This is a genomic window from Nocardia sp. NPDC049220, assembly GCF_040647855.1.
In the GTDB taxonomy this organism is placed as follows: domain Bacteria; phylum Actinomycetota; class Actinomycetes; order Mycobacteriales; family Mycobacteriaceae; genus Nocardia.
In genome coordinates this window covers 1-23,725 of the sequence record NZ_JBEZDA010000032.1, presented here as the reverse complement: position 1 = coordinate 23,725, position 23,725 = coordinate 1, and the positions used below count along the sequence as shown (strand labels likewise).

The window sequence follows — 23,725 nt, the reverse complement described above, 5'->3', positions numbered from 1 at the left end:
CAAAACTCTCCCTCCACACCGCTCCGCCGCAGCGCGGACCGGATCAGGCGCCCGATCTGGATGCCGCAAGCACGCCGGCACCCGCGAGTATCGCTACATCGCCGAGCTGCGAAGGTTTGACTCGCAGTCCTGGCAGAAAGCTCAGCCTGGCGTGCGTGGCGACCGCCTCGCCGAGCGGTTTCCACAGCGCAGGACCGACTTCCGTGAGCGGTCCGCCGAGCACCACGAGGTCGATGTCGAGCAATGCGGCCACAGACGCGATCGCCCGACCGAGCGCGATTCCGGCCCGACCCAGCGCCGCGGACGGAATGTCCTCGCCGACTCGGGCAGCTTCGACCAATTCCGATACCGACGTGCCCGCCCAGCCTTGCCCCCGAGCCCAGCGCACCGCGGACATGCCTCCCGCGACCGACTCCAGACAACCGCGACCACCGCACGTGCAACGATCATCGAAGCCGGGGACCAGGACATGACCAATATGTCCCGCGTTCCCGGTCCGCCCGACTACCGTAAAACCGCCCACAGTGACGCCGCCGATGATGCGGTTGGACACATTGATGGCCAGCGCGTCCATCACAGTGCTCGTCGCACCGAAGTTCCGTTCGGCCAGCGCCAGGCATACACCGTCCAGCGCGATTCGGATGGCAGCCGACGGAAACACCGTCCGCGCCGCCTCCACGATGCCGAAACCCGTTCGCCATTCAGGGACCTCGGCGGGCGCGACCACTCCGGCTGCCATATCGATCGGGCCGCCCGAGGCGATGCCGAGGGCGGTGACCTCGGCACCGCCCGCGACCTCGAGCAAAAGCTCCCGGCACTGGTCCCACGCGCCGGACACGGGCACCGGAATCTCCCGAATGTCCTCGTCACCTACATCGTCGGCCACCCGACCCGCCGCGAACCTCGATGAACCGATCTCCAACGCCAGCACCGTCATGAGTTACACACCACCAAGCAGAGATCCGACATCGAAATGTGCATGCAGCATAGTCACAGACCGTCGGTTCCGGTCGGTTTCAGCGGCTGACCGAGCACGATGTGCCTGCGCGGCGCGGGGAGGGTCGATACGGTGCGCAACGGTCGCGGGCCATTGCGGATGATGCGCATCGGGCGTTTGTGGTCGATCGGCGCGGCACGGTGGCGGTCCAGGTTCTCGATGACGCCGCCCGAGTTGTCGTAGGCAACGCCTGCCCAGATCATCGCGCGAGGACCATCGCCACGAGCTGTGAGCGTTTGAGCGAGTTGGCTGCACTGCACGAGTAGAGGGCAACTCTCGCAGGTGCGTACCGCTGACCGCCAGGCATCCGGACTTCCGGTGTCCATGTCCCAGTTGTCTGGGACATCGGCGCAAGGTGGGCGCTGGTTCGACTTTGCCGGAATCGACGAGACCTTCGCTGTCGCAAGAGATCCCGTGTCCATCGGAAGGGTTCGCGTAATGCTCATAGCCATCTCCGGGGATGCCGAGGGCACGCCTGAAACAGGTGCGTGTCCCATGGATCGGACGGTCATCAGGGCTGCTCAACAGTCCCCGGAACCCAGCCGCGATAAGCTGGTCTACGCACGGTAGCTCACTGTTGCCCAGGACACAACCTCTTGTACCGCTGCGTAACGGCTCATTGACCTTGCAGCAACACCCAGCTACCGTCTTTTAACGGCACGTTATGAAACGGCCCATTTTCCACGAAGGCCCGACTATGGTTTCCTTTTAAACATGGCTGCAGACGAATTCACGATCGACGAACTGGCACGGGCAGCCGACACCACCGTGCGCAGCGTTCGCGTGTACCACGAGCGTGGGCTACTGCCCTCGCCAGAGGTGCGCGGGCGGATCGGGTATTACGGGTCGGACCACCTCAACCGGCTGCAGACCATCAGCCGCCTACTGGGGCGGGGTATGAAGCTCAACGGAATCCGTGAGCTGCTCGAAGCCTGGGACCGCGGCGACGGACTCGCGGATGTTCTCGGCGTGAAGCACGCGAACAGCACCGCGGCGGAGCTGGCGGCGAACGCCGAACAAGTAGACGATTACCCCGAGCTGCCGGACTACGCGAAACAGGCACTGGCCAGCAGCGAGGATCCGCTCGAGGCCTACCGGCTCACGAACCCGCGCTGCTGCGATCTGGCGACCCGGCTCAACGACACCGGCCTGCCCGCGCACGACACCTTCCGCTTGGTCGAGCGACTCAGGGCCGACTGCGACCGCATCGCCGACCGCTTCGCCACCGAGCTCTTCTACCGCTTGGCCGGACAGGCGTACGAGGAATCGCCGCGTACGCCGCGGGATCGCGCCAAACTGGAGACCGATCTGGCGATCGCCCAATTGATCGTCACCCGCGCGGCCTCCGAATTGATCGACCAGGCTTTCGCCCGGCACTCCGAGCTGCCACCGCCCGCGGTGCCCGGCCCGCAATCCGCCATCGAACGGTGACGATGTAAGGGATCCCGTCGGGGCCGTTTCCGGCGTCGATCAGCGAACACGTTCAGCGTCACCCCCTGTCTCCCGGACCGACGGGCAACTCGGGCGCGTCGGCAGGTGTCCTCGACGCCACCGGTTGCGCGACCCCTCCTCGGCGCCACCGCGTCCCACACACAACTCGGCCAGCCTGCCGCGAACGAGTCTGTCGCGATTCGGATACGCACCATTTCTGCCCACGGCCGTCGAATACTTACGCAGACAGACTCGTTCGCGCAGACTCGTCGCGTTCTTTCACTCTGTTCACCCGATGGTTCAGCCGAATGCCTTGCGCCCCCAACCACAAGTGGCGACTCAATGACCGGCGACCCAGCAAACCCTGCTGGCGCAGGGCTATGCCAAAAGGTTGCCAAGTGGCACAAACGCCACCCACGAGCAATCGTTCGACGCTTCCCGCGGGCGACGAGCACGCTGATCCGGCCGCTACGCACACGCCTGCACACACGTACGCATACGGATCCCGACCGAAGAGGCAGTAACAGTGAGTGCACAGTTTCTCGCTCGCACACTGAACTTCGAGAGCGCGCAGCCCACGGTCATCGCCTCGACGATATCGAGCCCCGGTCGCGCGAGCCCTCCCGACCGGTCTGTCGCCGGCGTCGGATCACTACGACTCCGGCGCTGAACATTCCAGCTCCAGCACAGACGCGGTCGACGAACAGCCGCACAGCAATGCGCAGAACAACCCGTACAGGCTCGCGGGCCCACCGGTTCGACGCGCAACGCCCGCTGGAACAGCGCGGAACGCAAGCACGTCCGCCCCGGAGCCGATCCGTCGGAGAACGTCCCTGATCCGGTCGGGCCGCTGGAGCGTCGCAGTGTATCTGCACCGAACACGCTCACATCGCAGCGAAGCACATCGCCATGGTGCACACCCCACGCTGCGACCAACTCTGCACAGCCTCTGGCCTGGGCCGGAGGTTTGGAAATACTGTCGGGGTGACAGGATTTGAACCTGCGACCCTCCGCTCCCAAAGCGGATGCGCTACCAAGCTGCGCTACACCCCGTTGCCCTCGCGGCAGCGGACCACCGACGAGGATGAATGCTCCGTGGAGCGGGTGACGGGAATCGAACCCGCACCATCAGCTTGGAAGGCTGAGGTTCTACCATTGAACTACACCCGCATACATACGACACCGATGGGATCGCCACGATGTCGTATGCGAACCGACTCTACCGAACCCGGCTTCCAAAATGCCAATCCGCCCCCACGCCGCGAGAACTCATCGGCCTGAAGCGATGGGCGTCCGAGCCTGGGGCCGACCAGCGACCACGCCGGCCACGTGGGCAGATCGGCGAAATTTAGCGGAGATTATTCCTCGAAACCCTGGCGCGTCGGGCGCCGAAAGTGAAACATGGACTGGGCGTGACGACACCCACCACGGGCCGTCGTAGCCCACCAAGCGGTCACCGGTCACGCCCCGGTGTCGCGCAGGAGGACTTCCGATGGGGACCGCACGACCAGCCGTAACGGTCGGCGCGTGCTGCGCCGCGGGCGGCATCGGCACGGCCTCGGCGCGGCTGCCGATACCCTTTCGCGCTCCGTCGGCGATCCCCTACGCAACCACCACCACACCGGCCCCGCCGGCGGCTACGACCACGCCGCCGATGCACCGGTCACCGCAGGTCGCCGAAGCGCCGGCGCAGCAGGCGAAGCGCGAATCGCGGCCTCCGGCCGAGGCGAATCCGCCTGCGGCCATCGTCCACTACCTCAGTGACGCCGACGCCTGGACTATCGCGGCGCCGCCACATGGCCGGACCAGGATGACGATGGCCGCGCGTGCGAGGACCGACGCCCGCGCGACGCCCGACAGTCCGGCGTCCAGGCCCGATACCCGCGCACCACCCGCCGCTCAGCGTGTCGCCAGCGAGTCGGAACGCGATTTCGCAGCTAACGGACTCGATGTGTAACACCGACACGATCGGAGCGATCACATACCCGATCGCCATTTGCGAGGGATCGAGAACACGTTGCAGAATGGACCTTTTCGATGTCGAGTGGCTTGCTAGGATCCTTTTTGCCGGACGGGGGGTATCTGGAAAGGGGGCGGTGAACGTGCGCCGAACCAGGTGGACACAACCGCGTAGCAGTGCGAACGATCGTCGTGACATCGGCAGCCGTGCCAGCACACGGCACCTTCGTACCGACGTCTCCCACACCGGGTGAGTTCGATGTCGACAAACATCGAGCCCCCGGTCGCAGCCATGGCCCGAGCATGGGCTTGTGCCGTGTGCGCCGAGCCAGGCTCGGGCGCGACACCCCAACAGCTGGAATCGGTACTGATCGAAATCGTCGAACGACTGCTCACGCTGGCCGGGTCCGAGCCGTTCCCGGTGCCCGAGGCACGGATGCTCGGGGCCAGGCTCGCCGAGGCGCCGTTCGACCGGATCCGAATGCTCGCGCAGGCCACGCGGTGGCTGCTCGGCTTTCCATCCGGAACTCCGGGTTCACTGGTGGCCACGCGTTGGCCGCTGGTCGCGAGCCAGGCCATCGACAGTTACGCGCAAGCGCTGCAAGAGCGGGCACTCGCGCAGCAGGAGCAGAATCTCTCGGCCAAGGTTTCGCTGCGGGTGCAGGAGATCGCTGCCCTGCAGCATCGGCTGCGACATGAGGCAACGCACGACGCGCTCACCGACCTGGCCAATCGGACGCTGCTACAGGACAGGGTGCGACTGATGGCCGCCGACCCGACCCGCGGCGTCGGGCTGCTGCTGATCGACCTGGACCGGTTCAAACAGATCAATGACGGCTATGGCCACGCGATCGGCGACGAGGTGCTGGTCGAGTTGGCCAACCGGCTGCGCGAGACCTGCGCGCCGGGCACGGTGATCTGCCGGTACGGCGGGGACGAATTCGTACTGGCGATCAACCCCCATCGGAACACACTCGGCGATCTCGCACACCGGATCGTGGCCGCGCTGCGGGATCCGGTCTGGTCTTCGGCGGGTCCAGTGCCGATATCGGCCAGCGTCGGGACGGCGTACAACCCGCCGGGCAGCCCATGCGATTTCACCGATCTGCTCCGCCGCGCCGACCGTGCTATGTACTCCGCGAAGACCGCGGGCGGGCGACGGTTCGCCTTGGACGACGAGCCGGAGATCGACACAGCGGTCGCGGGCTGACACGATACGCGCAGGTCCGCGGGTCGCCGCGCCAGAAACTCAGGCGCGCGAGGCACCGGACGATTCCGGTCGGGTCAGCCAGGCTGGCAGGTGGGGCACCAGAACAGGTTTCGCGCCTCCATGATCCGGTGGGCGACCGGTGTACCGCACAGCCGACACGGCGCGCCCTGACGGCGGTAGACGTAGGTGCGAGGACGGTCGGGCGCGTACGACGGGTCGCCGTGATCGTGCTCGGGTCGTACCACGACCATCTTCCCGACGCGCACCCCCACGCGCATCAGCGCGACCAGATCGGCCCACATGGACACCCATTCGTCGGCCGATAGCGCGGTGCCTGGCCGGTGCGGCGAAACCTGGTGCCGGAATAGTAGTTCTGCGCGGTAGACGTTGCCGACGCCGGCGACCACCCGCTGGTCCATCAGCAGCGCGCCGATCGGCCTGCGCGAACGGCGGATGCGCTGCCACGCGCGATCCGGGTCGGCACCGCGACGCAGCGGATCCGGGCCGAGCCGATCGGTGAGCGCGGATACCTCCGGCGCGAGCAGAATCTCGCATGCGGTCGGCCCGCGCAGATCGGTGCCGAAGCCCGGCTGCCCGTCCAGCATCCCGATCATCCGCATCCGGACCTGCCCTATCGGCTCGCCCATCGGCAGTTCCGACTCGGTGAACTTGCCGTAGAGACCCAAGTGCACGTGCACGACCAGACCCGAGTCGTAATGATGGAGTAGATGTTTGCCCCACGCCTCGGCCTTGATCAGCACCCGGCCGTCCACCCTGGCCGCGCCCGTGGCGAACTTGCCCTGCGGGCTCGATACCCGCACCACACCGCCCGCGAGGCGGCGCTGATGCAGCCGCGCGAGGCGGTGCAGCGTATGCCCTTCCGGCACAGCCGGTTACCGCGGCGTGCTCAGTACGCGGGTACCGCGGGTGCGACACCACTCTTCTCGTACTCGGCGAGGATGTCGATGCGCCGCTGGTGGCGCTCCTCGTCCGACCACGCGGTCGCGAGGAATGCGTCCACGATGGCCAGCGCCTCCTCGGTGGAGTGCATGCGGCCGCCGATGCCGATCAACTGCGCATTGTTGTGCTCGCGAGCCAGTTTCGCGGTCTCGACGCTCCAGGCCAGTGCACAGCGGGCACCGGGCACCTTGTTCGCGGCGATCTGCTCGCCATTTCCGCTGCCGCCGAACACCAGGCCGAGACTGCCCGGATCGGCGACGGTACGGCGGGCCGCCTCGATGCAGAAGGCGGGGTAGTCATCGAGCGGGTCGTATTCGAGCGCGCCGCAGTCGACAACGTCGTGACCCGCCTGCTCCAGATGGGCCTTGACGTGATTCTTCAGATCGAAACCGGCATGGTCGGCACCCAGGTATACGCGCATGGCAGGCATTGTGTCAGGCCGCCGCGGCAGGCTGGCGACAGGGCACACCCCTCGATCGACACTCGTAGGCCGTCTGCCCGGATCGAACGATCTCCCAGTTGTGTTCGCAGCCACAGCGCGAACAGGTCAGCGGCACCACCCGTACTTTCGGTAACTGAATAGAGTTCATCCCATGCAGCCGTACGAACCCCAGCCGCAGCACCCCGCGGGCCGGCAGGCCGACCCGTATACCCAGCAGGCCGGGTGGGCGCATGCGCAGGACGCGCCTGTCGCACCCTACGGCCAGCCCTACCCTGCGACCTCGTACCCTGCCGCCCCACCGGATTCGTATCCCGCGGCGCCCTATCAGTACGGCCGCTACCCCGGCGCGCCCGTCCCGCCGGGAGTCCCCCCGCAGGTGCAGCCGCGCGGTCTCGCGCCGTTCGGCATGCCCGCCAGGCACAGCTGGGAGATTCCGTTGCTCGTCCTCGTGATCGTGCTCACCGTGCTCGCGTATCTGATCGCGCTACTGCTGCTGGCGACCGGCAACTTCGACCAGTACGTGATCGCCTTCGCGGCGGCCCCGCTGCTGTTGTGGTTCGGCCGCGGCGTCAACTACGCGACGCAGCGGGTGAACGGGGTGAAGATGTCACCGACCCAGTTCCCCGAGGGATATCAGCTCGTGGTGGAGGCTGCCGCCCGCTTCGGCATGCCGAAAGTGCCGGACGCGTATGTAGTGCTCGGCAATGGCCAGATCAACGCGTTCGCCAGCGGGCACGGATTCCGTCGCTACGTCGTGGTGTACAGCGACCTGTTCGAGATCGGCGGCGCCGCTCGCGAACCCGACGCCCTGGCGTTCATCATCGGCCACGAGGTCGGCCACATCGCGGCGGGGCACACGTCGTACTGGCGGCAGTTGGGCATGTTCCTCGTGCCGTTCCTTCCGGTCGTCGGAAGTTCGCTGATCCGTTCGCAGGAGTACACGGCCGACAACCACGGCTACTGTCACCGACACACCGGCGCACCCGCGGCGATGGGCACACTGGCCGGGGGCAAGTATCTGAACACATTGGTCGGCTTCGACGAAATGGCCGATCGGGCGGCGATGGAGAAGGGGTTCTTCGTCTGGGCGGTCAACGCCCTGTCCAGCCACCCGGTGCTCACCTGGCGGATGTGGGCGCTACGTGACCGCAGCAGGCACGGCAAATTGTTCTGGCGACCCAGCCCACCGGCGGGCGCCGCCACTCCCCCGCCGGGCGGCTATCCGACCGCCTATGGCCGGGTTCCGGCGAGTCCGCCGAAGCCCGTCGCATAATCGGGGCGAGTGCCGCGCACGGCGGCACTCGCACGCCGGGGCTCAGTCGAACGACGGGTCCTCGGTCCTGGTCCGCTTCAGCTCGAAGAAGTGCGGGTAGGACGCCAGTGCGACGGCGCCGTCCCAGACCTTGCCCGCGTCCTCGCCACGCGGGATCCGGGACAGCACCGGGCCGAAGAACGCGGTTCCGTTGATATGGATGGTGGGGGTACCGACGTCCGGTCCCACCTTGTCCATGCCCTCGTGGTGGCTTGCGCGCAGCGCCTCGTCGTAGTCGGTGCTTTCGGCCGCCGCGGCGAGTTCGGCGGGCAGGCCGACCTCGGCGAGTGCGTCGGCGATCACCGCGGCGAGGGTCTCCTTGCGGTCTTCCCGCTCGTATTCGGCGCGCCGATTGTGGATGCGCGTACCCATGGCGGTGTAGAGCGGCAACACCACCTTGTCACCGTGCTGCTGCGCGGCGGCGATGACGACGCGGACCGGGCCCCAGCCAGTGGCGAGCAACTCCTGATATTGCGGCGGCAGATTGTCCCTGCCCTCGTTGAGCACCGAAAGGCTCATCACGTGGAATCGGGCCTCGATATCCCTGACCTGCTCGACCTCGAGGATCCAGCGGGAGGTGATCCAACACCAGGGGCATAGTGGGTCGAACCAGAAATCAGCGACGTCCTTGGTGGCTTTATCGGTCACGGGCGGCTTCCTCTCGATCGCATCCTCGGGTGGCGGCGCACCGCCCCGTCATATCGACCAACCACGGTGGGGCACGATTCGTTCCCACCTGGCGCGTCGGTTTTCCCGAGGCGTCCGCGCGTCGGCCAGTAGGGTTGATCGCCGGGAGTCCGGTTTTCTTCAGAGAAGGAGTCCGCTATGAGTTCTGATCGACATTTCGTTATCGTCGGCGGCGGGCTCGCCGCAGCCAAACTTGCGGAAGCATTGCGGGACAACGACTTCGACGGCACCGTAACGCTGATCGGCGCCGAGGACCGGCTCCCTTACGAGCGCCCGCCGCTGTCGAAGGACCATCTCTCGGGTAAGCAGGCGCTCAGCGAATTCACCGTCGATCCCGCCACGTGGTATCGCGACCACCATATCGAAGTCCGCCTCGGCACCACGGTCACCGGGTTGGACACCTCAGCGAAGACAGTCACCTTGCCGGACGGTTCGACGGTGAACTACGACAAGCTCGCTCTCGCTACCGGGTCCACGCCGCGCAGCCTGCCGATTCCCGGCTCGGATGCGCCCAATGTGTACACGCTGCGCTACATCGAGGACTCCGACTCGCTGATCGAGTTGTTCGAGAGCGCACGCAGAATCGCGATCATCGGGGCAGGCTGGATCGGCCTCGAGGTCGCCGCGGTGGCCCGAGCAGCGGGTGTCGAGGTGACCGTACTCGAGCAGGGCGACCTGCCGTTGCTCGCCGTGCTCGGCCCGGAGATGGCGCAGGTGTTCGCCGACCTGCACCGATCGCACGGTGTCGATTTCCGGTTCGGCGCGCAGGTCGCCGAGATCACCACCCGAGACGGCATCGGGGGCACGGTCGCCGACGGGATCCGGCTCCAGGACGGCAGTACGATCGAGGCCGACGCCGTGCTGGTAGCGGTGGGCGCGCGACCGAACATCGAATTGGCCGCGGAGGCAGGGATGGCGGTGGATGGCGGCGTGCTCGTCGATGAACACCTGGCCACCAGCGACCCGGACATCGTCGCGGTCGGCGATATCGCCGCGCAGCAGCACCCGCTCCTCGGCCGGCGGATCCGAGTGGAGCACTGGGCGAACGCGCTCAACCAGCCGGCCGTCGCTGCCGCGACCATGCTCGGCAAACCCGCCACCTACGACCGGCTGCCCTATTTCTTCACTGACCAGTACGACCTCGGGATGGAGTACACCGGGTACACGGCACCTGGCGAGTACGCCCGGGTCGTCGTGCGCGGCGATTTGACCGCGCGCGAGTTCGTCGCGTTCTGGCTCGACGCGGACAATCGGGTGCTCGCCGGGATGAACGTGAATGTGTGGGATGTGACCGATCGAATCAAGGAGCTGATCCTCGCGGGCGAGCCGGTCGACCCGGATCGCCTCGCCGACACCACGACGCCACTGTGAGGTGAGTCACTTCTCGGGCGACAACGTCGAATCACTGCGAAGGGCTCCGACCTCAGCACGAGCACGCCACACGGTGCTGCGACCGACCCCCAGCCGTAGTCGAGGAGACGAACCATGAAGTACATGCTGCTGAAGACCTACGCGCCCACCGCATACTGCGACACTCCGATGACCGAATGGTCACCGGAAGAGATCCGAGCGCACATAGACTTCCAGCGCGCGCTCGGTGCGCAGCTGGCCGAGTCGGGCGAGCTGGTCGACGCGCAGGGTCTGGCCGGGCCGACCGAGGCACGGGTGGTCAGCTCGGACGGGCGGTCGGCGCCAGTGGTCACCGACGGGCCGTTCCCGGAGACCAAGGAGTTCTTGGCCGGGTACTTGCTCGTCGATGTGGACAGCGCCGAGCGGGCCTACGCGATCGCCGCGCAGGCCTCCGCCGCTCCAGGCCCGGGCGGCAAACCGATCGGCGAGTACATCGAAGTCCGCGCGGTGATGGGCGCCCCCGCCACCGAGCAGTGAGCGACCGGCGTGCGGTGCCCGACGACACACCGCTCCCGGCGAGCACCGAGGACCTGCTGCGCACGCTGGCGCCGCAGGTCCTCGGAACGCTCGTCCGCCGGTTCGGCGATTTCGACACCGCCGAAGACGTGCTGCAGGAGGCGATGCTGGCGGCCGCGACACAATGGCCGCACGAAGGTCTGCCGGACAATCCACGCGCCTGGCTGATCCAGGTGGCGCAGCGGCGGATGGCCGACGTGGTCCGCGCGGAGGTGGCGCGGCGGCGCAGGGAGACGACCGCTTTCGCTCGCGAGGTGGCCGACATCGCCGCACGCGACCAGGACGACTCGCTCGCCATGCTGTTCCTGTGCTGTCACCCCGCGTTGTCGCAGGCCAGCGCCATTGCGCTCACCCTACGTGCGGTCGGCGGGCTCACTACCGAGCAGATCGCACGCGCGTTCCTGCTGCCGGAAGCGACCATGGCACAGCGGATCACGCGCGCGAAGAAGAAGCTGGCCGCGGTGGACCGTCCGTTCGTCCAGCCCGGCGACGCGCAGTGGCACGCGCGGCTCGGCGCGGTCCTGCACGTGCTGTACCTGATCTTCAGTGAGGGCCACACCGCCGGCTCCGGCTCGTCATTGCACCGCACGGACCTCTCCGGCGAAGCGATCAGACTGACCAGGGCGGTGCACCGGTTACTGCCGGGTGACGCCGAAGTCACCAGCTTGCTCGCGCTGATGTTGCTCACCGACGCCCGGCGGGCAGCGCGCACCAGTGCGCACGGCGAACTCATCCCCTTGGCCGAACAGAACCGTGCGCTCTGGGATCGCGAGCTGATCATCGAGGGGACCACGCTGACCACCGGCACGCTGACCGGTGGTTTGCGCGGGCCCTACCAGATCCAGGCGATCATCGCGGTGCTGCACGCACAGGCTGGGTGCGCCGAGGACACCGACTGGACAACGATCCTCGCGATGTACACCCGGCTCGAGCAGCTTTCCGACAACCCGATGGTGACTCTCAGTCGCGCGGTGGCCAGTGCGATGGTGTCCGGGCCGTCAGCAGGTCTCGTGGTGGCCGCGACACTCGACGAGCGGCTGGCGGGCAATCACCGGCTCGACGCGGTCCTCGGCCACCTCCATGAGATGGCGGGCGATTTCGCTGCCGCCGTCACCTGTTATACGGCCGCCGCTGCTCGCACCACCAGCTGGCCCGAACGCGATTACCTGACCGTGCGCGCCGCTGGACTGCGCCGACACGGACACGACCGGGGCACGGCAGCCGACCGGCCCGGACGCGGGCAGACTACGCGTGTGGCAGCCAAACACAGCGCAGGAGTCCTGCTGTTCCGCCGAACCTCGGGCCGCGAGGTCGAGGTGCTGATCGGGCATATGGGTGGGCCGTTCTGGGCACGAAAGGACCTGAGCGCCTGGTCCATTCCCAAGGGCGAGTACGAGCCGGACTCGGAAGACGCGCGCGCCGCCGCCGGTCGCGAATTCACCGAGGAACTCGGTCTGCCTGTCCCCGACGGCGACTGGATTCCGCTGGGTGGGGTGCGCTACGGCAGCGGCACGAAAAGCAAGTGCCTCACCGTCTGGGCTGTCGAGGGCGATCTCGACCCTGCCGACGTGGTGCCGGGAACCTTCGAGCTGGAGTGGCCGCCCCGCTCGGGCACGATCGCCGAGTTCCCGGAGATCGACCGCGCCGCGTGGTTCGACACGACCACCGCTCGAGAAAAGTTGAGCGCGGGCCAACGCCCCTATCTCGACCGGTTGACCGCGCACCTGACGGATTGACGGCCGCTACCGCGGTACGCCCGTCCATCCCCGGCCCGTGATGAGTTCGTAGGCCTGCACGTATTTCTCGCGCGTCGCGGCGACGACCTCGGCGGGGATCTCCGGTCCAGGAGATTCCTTGTCCCACCCGGTGGAGGTCGACCAGTCACGGACGAACTGCTTGTCGAACGAACGTTGGGCCCGGCCCGGCTCCCACTCGTCGGCGGGCCAGAAACGCGAGGAGTCCGAAGTCAGTACCTCGTCACCGAGGGTGAGGACATCGCCGTCCCAACCTAATTCGATCTTGGTATCGGCGACGATGACACCGCGCTCGGCGGCGTGCGCCGCGCCGCGCGCGTAGATCTGCAAGGTCAGCTCGCGCAGCCGCTCGGCGACCTCACGGCCTTCCTGGTTCACCACGTCCGCGAACGTGATCGACTCGTCGTGCCCCTGCGACGCCTTGGTGGTCGGTGTGAAAATAGGCTCGGGCAGCTTGTCCCCCTCGCGCAAACCCGTCGGCAGCGCGACCCCGGACACCGAGCCCGTTCGCCGATACTCGACGAGCCCCGAACCGGTCAGGTAGCCACGGGCGATGCATTCGACCTGCACCATCTTCAGCGGCTTGACCCGGATACCGCGGCCTGCGAACTCGGCGGGCACGTCGATGGCGGAGACCACATGATTGGGCACGTCGGTGAAGTACTCGAACCACCAGTTCGACAACTGCGTCAGTAGCGCACCCTTCTCCGGTATCGGCGTCGGCAGCACGACGTCATACACCGACACCCGATCGGAGGCGACCAGCAACAGTGTGTCGCCGTCCTCGTACAGGTCACGCACCTTCCCGGCGTGCACATGCTTCAACGTCGAGCCTCCGAATCCGTGTGGTGAACCTGCACTGCACCAGGCACAATACCGCTGCGCCGTGGTCGAGGAAGCCATGCCGTCCGCATGCCCCGCGGTCGGCACGCACGCACGACCCGCGTGGCTCGGTAGCTACTAGGGTTGGTGGATAGTCCCGCGCGGGTGGCCGCATCGCGGCGGCATCGTGCGGTGCACCCGTGCCAGTTCTTCGACTACGAAGGAGCCTTATGTCCGCACCCAACCTCACTCGTGACCAGGCGATCGAACGCGCCGCCACGGTGTCGGTCGAGAACTACCGTGTCGAACTCGACCTGACCGACGGGGCGGGCAAACCCAGTGAACAGACCTTCTTCTCTCGGAGTACGGTCACCTTCGCCGCGGCGCAGGGCGCGAGCACATACATCGACCTCATGGCGCGCGGTGTGCGCTCAGCAGTGCTCAACGGAATCGCGCTGGACCTCGCCGACTACGACGAGTCGACCGGGATCACGCTGACCGATCTGTCCGAGCGCAACGAGCTGGTGGTCGAGGCCGACTGCGAGTACTCGCACACCGGTGAGGGCCTGCACCGGTTCATCGATCCGACCGACGACGCCGTGTACCTCTATTCGCAGTTCGAGACCGCCGACGCGAAACGGATGTTCGCCTGCTTCGATCAGCCCGACCTGAAGGCCACCTTCGACATCACGGTCACCGCGCCCGTCGACTGGCAGGTCGTCTCCAACAATGCGGTGGTCGAAACCCTCGCCCCGGAGCCGGGCAAACACGTCTTCCGCACCACCCCGAAGATGAGCACCTACCTGGTCGCGGTGATCGCCGGCCCGTACGCGCGATGGACCGACGTCTACACCGACGAGCACGGCGACGTCCCACTGGGCATCTACTGCCGCGCCTCCCTGGCCGAACACATGGACGCCGAGCGCCTGTTCACCGAGACCAAGCAGGGATTCGGCTTCTACCATGGGCATTTCGGCGTCCCGTACGCGTTCGGCAAATACGACCAGCTGTTCGTCCCCGAATTCAACGCAGGCGCGATGGAGAACGCGGGCGCGGTGACGTTCCTGGAGGACTATGTCTTTCGCTCCAAAGTGACCAGGGCGTCCTACGAGCGTCGCGCGGAGACTGTGCTGCATGAGCTGGCACACATGTGGTTCGGCGACCTGGTCACCATGAAGTGGTGGGACGACCTGTGGCTCAACGAATCGTTCGCCACCTTCGCCTCGGTGCTGTGCATGTCCGAGGCCACCGAATACACCAACGCCTGGACCACCTTCGCGAACGTGGAGAAGTCCTGGGCCTACCGTCAAGATCAGCTGCCCTCGACCCATCCGATCGCCGCGGACATCCCCGATCTCGAGGCGGTCGAGGTGAACTTCGACGGCATCACCTACGCCAAGGGCGCCAGCGTGCTGAAGCAGCTCGTCGCGTACGTGGGCCTCGAACCGTTCCTGGCCGGTCTGCGCGCGTATTTCGCCGACCACGCCTACAGCAACGCCACCTTCGACGACCTGCTGTCCGCGCTGGAGAAATCGTCTGGGCGCGACCTGTCGGACTGGGGTGCGCAGTGGCTCAAGACCACCGGCCTGAACATCCTGCGCCCGGAGTTCGAGGTGGACGCCGACGGTCACTTCACCTCGTTCACCGTCGTACAGGACGGCGCGCAACCGGGGGCCGGCGAGCAGCGGGTGCATCGTCTCGCCATCGGCGTCTACGACGACGAGGAGGAAAAACTGGTGCGCACCAAGCGCATCGAGCTCGACCTCGATGCCGCCGAACGCACCGAGGTTCCCGAACTGGTCGGCGTGCCACGCGGCCGGTTCGTGCTGCTCAACGATGAGGACCTCACCTACTGCTCGGTGCGACTGGACGCCGACTCGCTCGAGGTGCTCGTCAACCGCATCGCCGACATCGCCGAGCCGCTCCCTCGTACGCTGGCCTGGTCGGCGGCATGGGAAATGACCCGACAGGCCGAGTTCCGTGCCCGCGATTTCATCGCCCTGGTCCAGCGCGGCGTCGGCGCCGAAACCGAGATCGGCGTGGTGCAACGACTCCTGATGCAGGCCAACACCGCACTCGGCAACTACGCTGACCCGGAGTGGGCGACGACCATCGGCTGGCCGGACTACGCGAACCGGATGCTGGAGTTGGCCCGCGAATCCGAACCGGGCTCGGATCACCAACTGGCCTTCGTGAACGCCCTCACCGGCGCGAAGCTGTCGGCCTGGCACACCGAGGTGCTACGCGAGTTGCTCGATGGCGATCCGGCGAAGATCGGGCTGAGCGGTCTGGTTGTCGACACCGATCTGCGCTGGCGCGTTGTTGCCGCGCTCGCGGCGGCAGGCGAGATCGACGCCGACGGCCTCGCCACTCCGGTCATCGATCAGGAGCTGGCCAACGACCCGACCGCTGCGGGCAATCGCCAGGCAGCCGCCGCGGCCGCGGCCAGGCCGATGGCCGAGGTGAAGGAACAAGCATGGACCACCGTGATGACCGACGACTCGATGTCCAACATCACGACACGCTCTATCGTCGGCGGCTTCGCACCCGCTGGACAAGGCGAGTTGCTCAGTGATTATGTCGAGCGCTATTTCGCGGAGGTGCCCGGCGTCTGGGCGCGCCGTTCCAGCGAGGTCGCCCAGACCGTAGTGGTCGGACTCTACCCACACTGGGCGATCAGCGAAGACGCGATCGCCATCGCGGACAAGTTCCTCGCCGGCGACCGCCCTCCGGCGCTGCGCCGACTGGTCAGCGAGGGCAAGGCGGGAATCGAACGATCGCTACGCGCCCGCACCTTCGACGCACAGTCATAACCAGACCGGCGCGTCCACCGTGCTGAACGGGTGGACGCGCCGGTCTGTATACCCACCACGAAACTGCATGGGTGCGACTGGTGAGCGCGGGGAGAACCTACCGCCCGATAGCGGCGGCCATCACGCGGACGGCGGAGACGAGGCCATCGATCAGTTGGCCCTGCCGGAACGAACTCGAGGCGGCCGTGACGCCGAGCTGGCAGACACGGTCGTTCGCGCGATCGGCGACCTCTCGTCCCGACCGCACCTCGATGGCCTTCTCGTTGGGCGAGACGGCGATGAGCACCGAGCGCGCCGCCTCAGGCGTGGTCGGGAAGAGCGCGTCCGCGCCCGCGGCCGGGTCGGCGCCCAGATCCCCGACGTAGATGGTGAAGCGCACCTTGGTCGCCCGGGTCGCCTCGGTGAGCACGTTGTCGATCAGGAGGCGCTCGGTATCGCGGAACGGGGCTTCCTTGAAAACATCGCCCGCCTCGTGCACGCCCGAGACACGCCCGCTGCTGGTGATCGCGTATCCGTGCGGAAGATCGGCCTCGACGACCGCCGGCCACTTAGAACTTGCCACTTGCCCGGCCTCCGATCAGCTCCACCTCGGTGGACTCGATAGCCGCATGATGCTCATGCGATGTCTCTGCGATGTGGTGGTGACCGGAGCCGATCACCTCGTCGGTGGCACTCCACAGCACCGGCGGCTGGGTCCACTTCTGACCGAGATCGAAGTGCACCGGCTTCTCACCAGGGAGTGGCTTACCGAGAAACGACAATCCGGCGATCACGCCGTAGATCACCAGCGGGATGCCGACGAAGATCAGCACTGTCTCGAGAATGCTCACGGACCAACGGTAGACGATCGTGTGTAGTAGTTCTCCGTCTGGTCGCACCGTCACGGTTTTTACGCCGAACACGACGTGTGGGACCAGGTCATTCAATTCTCAGCCTAGGGAAGCTTCTGACTCAGACCAGCCAGGCTGCCGCGTTCGGCGGCAATTGGCCTCCTTCCGGCAGCGCGCTGGCCAGCAGCACATCTCCCGGTGGCAACGACGTCGGAGTATCCGAGGCGTTGAGCACACAGACCAGTCCCCCAGGACGGCGGAAGGCGAGGCAGCCCGCCGGGCTGCCGTACCACTCGATCCGGTCGCCATCGAATTCCGGCCGAACCGCACGCAGTTCCATCGCCATGCGATACAGCGACAAGGTCGAGCCGAGTTCCTCGAGCTGCGCCTCGACGGTCAGCTCGGCCCACTCCGGCGGGATGGGCAGCCAAGGACTTCCCGTAGTGAACCCGAACGGCGGTGCGGCGCCCTCCCACGGTAGCGGCACCCGGCAGCCGTCGCGGCCGCGTTCGGTGTGCCCGGACCGCTCCCACACCGGGTCCTGTAACACCGCATCGGGCAGGTCATCGACGTTCGGCAACCCCAACTCGGCGCCGTTGTAGATGAACACCGCTCCGGGAAGCGCGAGCTCGAGCAGGATCATCGCCCGCGCCCGCGCCACCCCGACCGCCCCACCGCCGTACCGTGTGACCTCACGTTCGATGTCGTGATTGGACAGCGTCCAGGTGGGGGCGGCGAAGACCGGTCCGACGGCGGCCAGCGAGTTGTCGATCGCGTCGCGTACCGCCGGCGCGGTGAACGAGGCCTCGGCAAGGCGGAAATTGAAGGCCAGGTGTAGTTCGTCGGCGCGCACGTACTCGCCGAAGCGAGTGTTGTCGGTCACCCACACCTCGCCGATGGTCACCGCATCCGGGTATTCGTCGACTACCTTGCGGATACGACGGTGGATGTCGTGCACGGCGGGATTGTTGAATCGCACATCGTCGTCGTCGAGCGCGAACAGGCCGGACGCTACCGCGGGCAAGTCGGGCAGGCCGTCGGGTTTCGCCATGCCGTGGGCGACATCGAGCCGGAAGCCGTCGACCCCGCGATCGAGCCAGAACCGAAGAGTCTGCTCGAAATCGGCGGCGACCTCGGGATTGTCCCAATTCAGATCCGGTTGTTCGCGCGCGAAGAGGTGCAGGTACCACTGGCCGGGCGTGCCGTCCGGTTCGGTGATCCTGGTCCACGCGGGGCCGCCGAAGATACTCGGCCAGTTGTTCGGCGGTTCGGCGCCGTCAGGTCCGCGACCGTCTTGGAAGATGTAGCGGTCACGTTCCCGACTACCTGAGGCGGCGGCCAACGCCTCGCGAAACCACGGGTGCTGGTCACTGGTGTGGTTGGGCACCAAGTCCATCGTGACCTTGATCTGCCGAGAGTGCGCCTCCGCGATCAGATCATCCATCGCGGTGAGACCGCCGAAGAGCTCGTCGATGTCGCGCGGATCGGCAACGTCGTAGCCACCGTCGGCCATCGGCGAACGCATCACCGGGCACACCCACAGCGCGTTGACGCCCAGCAGTTCGAGGTAGCCGAGTTTGTCCCGGACGCCACGAAGGTCACCGACCCCGTCCTCGTTCGAGTCCGCGAAGGATCTGGGGTAAACCTGGTAGAAAACGGCCGACCGCCACCACGGGTGGGTGGTGCGATCCACCGGCGCCGCTACGGCTGGTGCATCAGTCACACGGGCAATAGTGCCAAAGTTTTCTGGCAAAAACCGCTAGGCGACGCGGTGTCCTCGGCCACGGGCAAATGGTCAGCGTTTTCGCTCGTCAGCCGAAAACCTCGATGCTGCCGCACCTCTCGCCCCGAAATGCCGGGTCACCGATGGTTCGCTGGCGAATTCACCGCCACCGCAGCGCCATCGAACCATCGCTCCCGGCCCGGCGTTCCGTGGCGCCGCGGTCAGAACGGAGCGTTGATCAGAGAGTTGGCCGCCATCTCCAGGTAGTCGAGCAACGCTTTGCGGTGCTCGTCGTCGAGGACTTCCGGCTCGATCTCCGCGACCGCGATCCGCATACAGCGCAGCCACGCGTCCCGCTCGATCGGCCCGATCGTGAACGGCAGGTGCCGCATGCGCAGGCGCGGATGTCCGCGCTCGTCGGAGTAGGTGCGTGGTCCGCCCCAATACTGTTCGAGGAACATGCGCAGCCGACGCTCGGCGGGGCCGAGATCTTCCTCCGGATAAAGCGGACGCAGCACCTCGTCCGCCGCGACCTCGCGGTAGAACGCCGCCAGGATCCGCCCGAACGTCTCCGCCCCGCCGACTGCCTCGTAAAACGACGTCGATGTCTGCTCGCCCGAACTCATAGACCCTCTCGATTCGCCGAATGCGCCACAGCCCATTGTGCCCGCACCACTCGCTGGCCGCTCAGCCGCCACTCGCCGCGGCGAATGTCGCGGCTGAACAGCTCTTCAGCCACAGTTAACCGGACATTGTCGAAAATCACCGTGCACTTGTCGTCGTTCCATGGTCCACTGGGTGACAGTCTCTGCGCCGCAGATACCACATGATCCTGCCAATCATGAAATTGAGGTCGAGATGAAGCAGCGGCACAGCGCCAGATCACACGAGGCGCGAGCGTACCGACAACTCCAGCCCGCCGACGTCCACAATCGTGGGTCGGGGGCTACTCCGCTGCATATCTTGTCCGACCATCGATCGGGCGGACATCATGGCCATCACGACCATGCGTCCCACCCCACCGCACCACCCGCCGAGAACACGAGTTGGCTCAAGTCCAGGGTGCTGCTGTTGAACGCCACCTACGAGCCGCTCACCGCCTTGTCCGCGCGCCGCGCGGTCGTTCTGCTCATCTGCGACAAAGCCGACGCCGTCCATCAGAGTGCCGAAGGGCCGGTGGTCCACTCCGCCGAAGCATCTGTCGCCATTCCCTCGGTGATCCGCCTGCGCAACTATGTGCATGTGCCGTACCGGGCCAGAGTTCCGATGACCCGCGCCGCTCTCATGCACCGGGACCGCTATCGGTGTGGCTACTGCGGCGGCAAGGCCGAGACCATCGACCATGTCATTCCACGCAGCCGAGGCGGGGAACATTCCTGGGAGAACTGCGTGGCCAGCTGCGCGCCCTGCAACCATCGCAAGGCCGACAAGCTGCTGGTCGAGTTGGGCTGGACATTGCGGTCCGCACTGGTCTCGCCGAAAGGTCCGCACTGGCGCCTGCTGTCCACCACCACGGACCTCGATCCGGTCTGGTTGCAGTACCTCGGTGAAGGCGCGGCCTGACCTCGACCGCCGGCTCCGGCGATTCGATCACCAGAGTTACCCATGTCGGCGACGCCCGAGCCTCGAACATATCCGGCTGGTCGCCGGGAGAGGTTGTAGGTCGACGGGCGCCTCGACCGGGCTGACCAGCGCACGCCCCTCGGCCTGATTTGCCGTTTCCGCAGGAGTTTTCGTCGGCCGCTGGTTCACCACGAAGCAGCAACCATCCTGGTGGTGATCCTCGCGACCACAGCGACGACAGCACTGCTCCACCTGCTCGCGGCGTGCTGAGCCGTCCGTCCTGAAACACGCTTTCGCGGCTCACGCTTGTGGGCGACGCCCTCCCCTCCTGTCGACGGCGCCGCCCACCTCATCAATCGCTCGGGCGCCCCCTAGTGCTACTGACGAGTTCGCCGACACCGCACTACGGTGATCGCGCTGACCGCCACCATGTTTCGTGCATCGCCGTCGTACCTGTGTCACACCGTCGTACGCTGTGCGCTACCGCGATGTCGATGCGGTTCGCCGAATTCGGGTCCAGCTGACATCGGTGAGACACAACGACATCAGTGCGGCAGCAGCGGGATACCGCCACCGAGGCGGCGGGCGACCGAGCCGTAGCGGGCGTCCAACCGCAGCCAGGTCCGGCTGGCTCGGACGCGGACGATCTCAGCGGGCGGAATACGGCTCGGGTCGGTCTTCTCCCCCGAATGCGGGATGAAGTCCATGGCGGTGAGCGCGAAGACGATACGCATGGGCACCGGAACCTGGGTGTCGGCGCCGGACACGGTCAGCACGGTTTGGTCGAGCAACGACGCGGGCGGCCCGTGACCGCTGCCGTGTTCCTTCGCCAACCGCGCACCCTGCTCGGCGAGCTCCACCAAGGTGCGCGCGGGTACGTCCTCGATGTGCGCGAAGCCACCTGAGGGCGGCAACGCACCGCGCCAGGAAGAGTCCATCGAATACCCGAGATCGATCGGGCTTCCGGTCGACAGCCCGGCCAGTACCAGGTCGGCGCCGGCGGTCACATCGTCGACGCCGAGCTCGGCGACCACGGTGCGTGTTGCCAATGCCTCGAAACCCGTTGCCACCCAGGCCGAGATGTAGCGCTCCCCACGGCGGCGCAGACGCACCACCACCGCCGGGTCCAGCCGCACGGCTCTGCTCAGGAACGTCGCGAGATTCTCCCGCTCCGTCGGGTCGGATACCCGCAGCACTCGTTGTTCTGCCATCACGGTTGCTCTGCCGTCACTTCTCGACAATCACCGGCGCGCGATCACTCATTCCATCCACTCGGACAGGTAGTCGCGCTCGGCGTCGGTGAGCCGTCGCAGACGCTGCGCCCGCATATCGAACGCCGCGATCTGGGTGGACGCAACCACTGAGGCGTGCGAGTCCGGAGCCGCGCCAGCGGCGCGCACCTCGTAGCCGATGGTGAAGTCGACCGCGCGCAACTGCTCGATCCACATGGCGATATCCAGTGGCGTGTCCTCGTGCCGCAGTTGGCCGCGGTAGCGGACCCGCAGATCGGCGAGTACGCAGCCCTCGCGTAGCGAAGCGGTCGGGCGGCCGTCCTCGAACAGCCACGGGATCCGCGCCTCCTCCAGCAGTGTCACCATCCTGGCGTGGTTAACGTGCTGGAACACATCCATGTCCGACCACCTGACGTCTACCTTGGCGTGAAAACGCCTAGGCAACAACAGGCTGCTGTGCACCTTGGCGTCTGCGTGCGACGAACTGGTCAACGTGGTACCTCCGATTGGGCGCCCACCCCGCTCACCATGCTCCGCACTTGCCGCGCTGCAACCGACAGCGTGGCGAGATCGTGGGTTCCGGACTCGAACAATTCCGACAGTGCCGCTCTGGCTCGGCCGAGGCGGGACTGGTTCTTCGACTCCCAGTATGCAATCTTCTCGTCCGGGGTCTCCTCGGGGTCGCCGCCGGAGAGCACGTCGAGAGTGAGCGAGCGGAGTGATCCGTACATATCGTCGCGGAGCGCGAGCCTGGCCAGCGAGTGCCAGCGGTCCCCGCGCTCGAGGTGGCTGACCGCCTCCAACAGCCAGTCGATCTTGAGGTGGTCGTTCAGTGCGTAGTACAACGCGCCGACCTCGTCGCCGTCCCGGTCTGTGATGTCGGCGATGTCCACGACGTCCAGCAGTGGGAAGAGATTGAGCAGGCCGAACACCTCGGTGGCCAGGTCGGTCGGCGCGCCACGGGCGATCAGTTCGGCGGACTGGTCGGTGAGAATCGACACGTGGTGTCCGCGCAGCCAGCCCGGCACCTTCGGCGCGAGTTCGCGCACATCGGTGCTGTACCGGTTGATCTCCGCACCGACCGCGAGCGGCTGCGGCCGGTTGCTCAGGAACCAGCGCGACGCCCGGTCCAGCGTCCGCTTGGTCTCCAGTTCGAGCAGATCGCGCACCGGGGTGGGCGCATCGCATTCGCGGATCCGCGCCCACATCGAGTGCAAGTCGAAGATTTCGCTCGCCGCGGCGAACGCGCGTACCGCGTCGGTGGCGGTGGCGCCGATCTCCTCGGTCAACCGATGTGCGTAGGTGATGCCGCCGTAGTCCACCATCTCGTTCACGACCATGGTGGTGACGATCTCGCTGTGCAGGCGGTGCTTCTTGATCGCCGTGCCGAACCGCTCACGCAGCGGCGTGGGGAAGTACGCGGGCAGCCGGGCGGCGAAGTGCTGACTATCCGGCAGGTCGGAATCGAGCAGATCGGCCTTGAGCGACAGCTTCACATGCGCCATCAGATTCGCCAACTCCGGCGACACCAACCCCCCGCCCTCGTCCAGCCTGCGCTTCATCTCCTGCTCCGAGGGCAGCGCCTCGAGCTCGCGGTCCAGGCTGCGGCGCTCCTCCAGTTCATCGATGAGTCGCATGTGCACGTTCAGCATCTCCGGCGCGTCGGTGCGCGAGAGTCCCATCAGGAAGTTCTGCGACACGTTGTCCTGCAGCACCATCTGTGCGACTTCGTCGGTCATCGAGGCGAGCAGCGGGTTGCGGTCGGCAACCGCGAGTTCCTCACTGGAGACCACCGCATCCAGCAGGATCTTGATGTTGACCTCGTGATCGGAGCAGTCCACACCCGCGGAGTTGTCCAACGCGTCGGTATTCATCTTGCCGCCGTTACGGCAGAACTCGATCCGCCCCAACGCCGTGGCACCCAGGTTTCCGCCTTCGCCGATCACCTTGACCCGCAATTGGTCCGCGTTCACCCGCACCGCGTCGTTGGACTTGTCGCCGACATCGGCATTGGTCTCGGAACTCGCCTTCACATAAGTACCGATGCCGCCATTCCAGAACAGA

General features: G+C 66.5%; 22 protein-coding genes and 2 tRNA genes. 9 read left to right on the top strand and 15 right to left on the bottom strand.

Annotation, left to right across the window (positions count from 1 at the left end):
- Positions 1-43: 43 nt before the first annotated feature.
- Positions 44-937 carry an ROK family protein gene (locus AB0C34_RS30590; protein WP_357080631.1) on the bottom strand — a complete coding sequence of 298 codons (894 nt, stop codon included), beginning with the start codon at positions 935-937 and terminating at the stop codon, positions 44-46.
- A gap of 53 nt (positions 938-990) precedes the next feature.
- Positions 991-1,200 (bottom strand): hypothetical protein, encoded by a 210-nt coding sequence (locus AB0C34_RS30585; protein ID WP_357080629.1) that lies wholly within the window; start codon positions 1,198-1,200, stop codon positions 991-993.
- A gap of 511 nt (positions 1,201-1,711) precedes the next feature.
- Here AB0C34_RS30585 and AB0C34_RS30580 point away from each other — a divergent pair.
- Entirely contained in the window at positions 1,712-2,428 is a 717-nt protein-coding gene (locus AB0C34_RS30580; protein ID WP_357080626.1) for a MerR family transcriptional regulator, read from the top strand.
- A 979-nt stretch (positions 2,429-3,407) separates the two neighbouring features.
- Here AB0C34_RS30580 and AB0C34_RS30575 read toward each other — a convergent pair.
- Both AB0C34_RS30575 and AB0C34_RS30570 read right to left on the bottom strand, forming a co-directional pair.
- Positions 3,408-3,481: transfer RNA gene (locus AB0C34_RS30575), tRNA-Pro, on the bottom strand.
- A gap of 43 nt (positions 3,482-3,524) precedes the next feature.
- Positions 3,525-3,598, bottom strand: a tRNA-Gly gene (locus tag AB0C34_RS30570).
- A gap of 322 nt (positions 3,599-3,920) precedes the next feature.
- Here AB0C34_RS30570 and AB0C34_RS30565 point away from each other — a divergent pair.
- Together AB0C34_RS30565 and AB0C34_RS30560 are read left to right on the top strand one after the other, a co-directional pair.
- Positions 3,921-4,385 carry a hypothetical protein gene (locus AB0C34_RS30565; protein WP_357080623.1) on the top strand — a complete coding sequence of 155 codons (465 nt, stop codon included), beginning with the start codon at positions 3,921-3,923 and terminating at the stop codon, positions 4,383-4,385.
- A gap of 261 nt (positions 4,386-4,646) precedes the next feature.
- The gene (locus tag AB0C34_RS30560; protein ID WP_357080620.1) at positions 4,647-5,597 is read left to right on the top strand and encodes a GGDEF domain-containing protein; all 951 of its coding nucleotides are present in this window, start codon (positions 4,647-4,649) and stop codon (positions 5,595-5,597) included.
- A 74-nt stretch (positions 5,598-5,671) separates the two neighbouring features.
- Here the strand turns inward: AB0C34_RS30560 and AB0C34_RS30555 are convergent, their stop codons facing one another.
- Positions 5,672-6,484, bottom strand: coding sequence for a DNA-formamidopyrimidine glycosylase family protein (locus AB0C34_RS30555; protein WP_357080617.1), 813 nt, complete (start codon positions 6,482-6,484; stop codon positions 5,672-5,674).
- Between the two features lie 20 nt (positions 6,485-6,504).
- Positions 6,505-6,978: a ribose-5-phosphate isomerase gene (locus tag AB0C34_RS30550; RefSeq protein ID WP_357080614.1), complete on the bottom strand. Its 474-nt coding sequence runs from the start codon at positions 6,976-6,978 to the stop codon at positions 6,505-6,507.
- A gap of 427 nt (positions 6,979-7,405) precedes the next feature.
- Here AB0C34_RS30550 and AB0C34_RS30545 point away from each other — a divergent pair, with 427 nt between their 5' ends.
- Positions 7,406-8,272, top strand: a complete 867-nt coding sequence (locus AB0C34_RS30545) for a M48 family metallopeptidase (RefSeq protein WP_357080661.1) — start codon at positions 7,406-7,408, stop codon at positions 8,270-8,272.
- A 42-nt stretch (positions 8,273-8,314) separates the two neighbouring features.
- Here AB0C34_RS30545 and AB0C34_RS30540 read toward each other — a convergent pair whose 3' ends face one another.
- Positions 8,315-8,959 carry a disulfide bond formation protein DsbA gene (locus AB0C34_RS30540; RefSeq protein ID WP_357080611.1) on the bottom strand — a complete coding sequence of 215 codons (645 nt, stop codon included), beginning with the start codon at positions 8,957-8,959 and terminating at the stop codon, positions 8,315-8,317.
- Between the two features lie 177 nt (positions 8,960-9,136).
- Between AB0C34_RS30540 and AB0C34_RS30535 the strand changes: the two genes are divergently transcribed.
- The 3 genes from AB0C34_RS30535 to AB0C34_RS30525 all read left to right on the top strand — a co-directional run bounded on the left by AB0C34_RS30535 (position 9,137) and on the right by AB0C34_RS30525 (position 12,660).
- Complete coding sequence (locus AB0C34_RS30535; RefSeq protein WP_357080608.1) at positions 9,137-10,369, top strand: FAD-dependent oxidoreductase; 1,233 nt, start codon at positions 9,137-9,139, stop codon at positions 10,367-10,369.
- A gap of 114 nt (positions 10,370-10,483) precedes the next feature.
- The gene (locus AB0C34_RS30530) at positions 10,484-10,885 is read left to right on the top strand and encodes a YciI family protein (RefSeq protein ID WP_357080606.1); all 402 of its coding nucleotides are present in this window, start codon (positions 10,484-10,486) and stop codon (positions 10,883-10,885) included.
- Positions 10,882-12,660, top strand: coding sequence for a DUF6596 domain-containing protein (locus AB0C34_RS30525; RefSeq protein ID WP_357080603.1), 1,779 nt, complete (start codon positions 10,882-10,884; stop codon positions 12,658-12,660). Before AB0C34_RS30530 ends, AB0C34_RS30525 begins: the two co-directional genes overlap by 4 nt.
- 6 nt (positions 12,661-12,666) lie before the next feature.
- Here the strand turns inward: AB0C34_RS30525 and AB0C34_RS30520 are convergent, their stop codons facing one another.
- Positions 12,667-13,503 (bottom strand): phosphoribosylaminoimidazolesuccinocarboxamide synthase, encoded by an 837-nt coding sequence (locus AB0C34_RS30520; protein ID WP_357080600.1) that lies wholly within the window; start codon positions 13,501-13,503, stop codon positions 12,667-12,669.
- A 227-nt stretch (positions 13,504-13,730) separates the two neighbouring features.
- On the opposite strand from AB0C34_RS30520, the gene pepN reads away from it, so the two are divergent.
- Positions 13,731-16,313: an aminopeptidase N gene (gene pepN / locus AB0C34_RS30515; protein WP_357080597.1), complete on the top strand. Its 2,583-nt coding sequence runs from the start codon at positions 13,731-13,733 to the stop codon at positions 16,311-16,313.
- A gap of 97 nt (positions 16,314-16,410) precedes the next feature.
- Here pepN and AB0C34_RS30510 read toward each other — a convergent pair whose 3' ends face one another.
- The 4 genes from AB0C34_RS30510 to AB0C34_RS30495 all read right to left on the bottom strand — a co-directional run bounded on the left by AB0C34_RS30510 (position 16,411) and on the right by AB0C34_RS30495 (position 19,492).
- On the bottom strand, positions 16,411-16,875 hold the full coding sequence (locus tag AB0C34_RS30510) for a DUF5130 domain-containing protein (protein ID WP_357080594.1): 465 nt from the start codon (positions 16,873-16,875) through the stop codon (positions 16,411-16,413).
- A complete protein-coding gene (locus AB0C34_RS30505; protein ID WP_357080591.1) occupies positions 16,862-17,143 on the bottom strand; it encodes a hypothetical protein in 282 nt (93 codons plus the stop codon). The genes AB0C34_RS30510 and AB0C34_RS30505 overlap by 14 nt, the downstream gene beginning before the upstream one ends.
- Before the next feature lie 121 nt (positions 17,144-17,264).
- A complete protein-coding gene (locus tag AB0C34_RS30500; RefSeq protein ID WP_357080588.1) occupies positions 17,265-18,866 on the bottom strand; it encodes an alpha-amylase family glycosyl hydrolase in 1,602 nt (533 codons plus the stop codon).
- A 221-nt stretch (positions 18,867-19,087) separates the two neighbouring features.
- Positions 19,088-19,492, bottom strand: a complete 405-nt coding sequence (locus AB0C34_RS30495) for a globin (protein ID WP_357080585.1) — start codon at positions 19,490-19,492, stop codon at positions 19,088-19,090.
- A gap of 232 nt (positions 19,493-19,724) precedes the next feature.
- Between AB0C34_RS30495 and AB0C34_RS30490 the strand changes: the two genes are divergently transcribed.
- A complete protein-coding gene (locus AB0C34_RS30490) occupies positions 19,725-20,429 on the top strand; it encodes an HNH endonuclease (protein ID WP_357080582.1) in 705 nt (234 codons plus the stop codon).
- A 545-nt stretch (positions 20,430-20,974) separates the two neighbouring features.
- Here the strand turns inward: AB0C34_RS30490 and AB0C34_RS30485 are convergent.
- From AB0C34_RS30485 to AB0C34_RS30475, 3 genes are all read right to left on the bottom strand, one after another.
- The gene (locus AB0C34_RS30485) at positions 20,975-21,640 is read right to left on the bottom strand and encodes a hypothetical protein (protein WP_357080579.1); all 666 of its coding nucleotides are present in this window, start codon (positions 21,638-21,640) and stop codon (positions 20,975-20,977) included.
- Positions 21,641-21,688: 48 nt separating this feature from the next.
- Positions 21,689-22,123, bottom strand: coding sequence for a thioesterase family protein (locus tag AB0C34_RS30480; protein ID WP_357080658.1), 435 nt, complete (start codon positions 22,121-22,123; stop codon positions 21,689-21,691).
- A 26-nt stretch (positions 22,124-22,149) separates the two neighbouring features.
- Positions 22,150-23,725 (bottom strand): NAD-glutamate dehydrogenase domain-containing protein (locus AB0C34_RS30475; RefSeq protein WP_357080576.1); only part of this gene is annotated, 1,576 nt, incomplete at its 5' end.

Excerpts from the sequence above, each read along its gene's own strand:
- AB0C34_RS30530 (WP_357080606.1), top strand. The coding sequence starts at position 10,484 with ATGAAGTACATGCTGCTGAAGACCTACGCGCCCACCGCATACTGCGAC.
- AB0C34_RS30495 (WP_357080585.1), bottom strand. The coding sequence starts at position 19,492 with ATGAGTTCGGGCGAGCAGACATCGACGTCGTTTTACGAGGCAGTCGGC.
- AB0C34_RS30490 (WP_357080582.1), top strand. The coding sequence starts at position 19,725 with ATGAAGCAGCGGCACAGCGCCAGATCACACGAGGCGCGAGCGTACCGA.
- AB0C34_RS30565 (WP_357080623.1), top strand. The coding sequence starts at position 3,921 with ATGGGGACCGCACGACCAGCCGTAACGGTCGGCGCGTGCTGCGCCGCG.
- pepN (WP_357080597.1), top strand. The coding sequence starts at position 13,731 with ATGTCCGCACCCAACCTCACTCGTGACCAGGCGATCGAACGCGCCGCC.
- AB0C34_RS30590 (WP_357080631.1), bottom strand. The coding sequence starts at position 937 with ATGACGGTGCTGGCGTTGGAGATCGGTTCATCGAGGTTCGCGGCGGGT.
- AB0C34_RS30535 (WP_357080608.1), top strand. The coding sequence starts at position 9,137 with ATGAGTTCTGATCGACATTTCGTTATCGTCGGCGGCGGGCTCGCCGCA.
- AB0C34_RS30485 (WP_357080579.1), bottom strand. The coding sequence starts at position 21,640 with ATGGCAGAACAACGAGTGCTGCGGGTATCCGACCCGACGGAGCGGGAG.
- AB0C34_RS30580 (WP_357080626.1), top strand. The coding sequence starts at position 1,712 with ATGGCTGCAGACGAATTCACGATCGACGAACTGGCACGGGCAGCCGAC.
- AB0C34_RS30545 (WP_357080661.1), top strand. The coding sequence starts at position 7,406 with ATGCCCGCCAGGCACAGCTGGGAGATTCCGTTGCTCGTCCTCGTGATC.
- AB0C34_RS30585 (WP_357080629.1), bottom strand. The coding sequence starts at position 1,200 with ATGATCTGGGCAGGCGTTGCCTACGACAACTCGGGCGGCGTCATCGAG.
- AB0C34_RS30550 (WP_357080614.1), bottom strand. The coding sequence starts at position 6,978 with ATGCGCGTATACCTGGGTGCCGACCATGCCGGTTTCGATCTGAAGAAT.
- AB0C34_RS30560 (WP_357080620.1), top strand. The coding sequence starts at position 4,647 with ATGTCGACAAACATCGAGCCCCCGGTCGCAGCCATGGCCCGAGCATGG.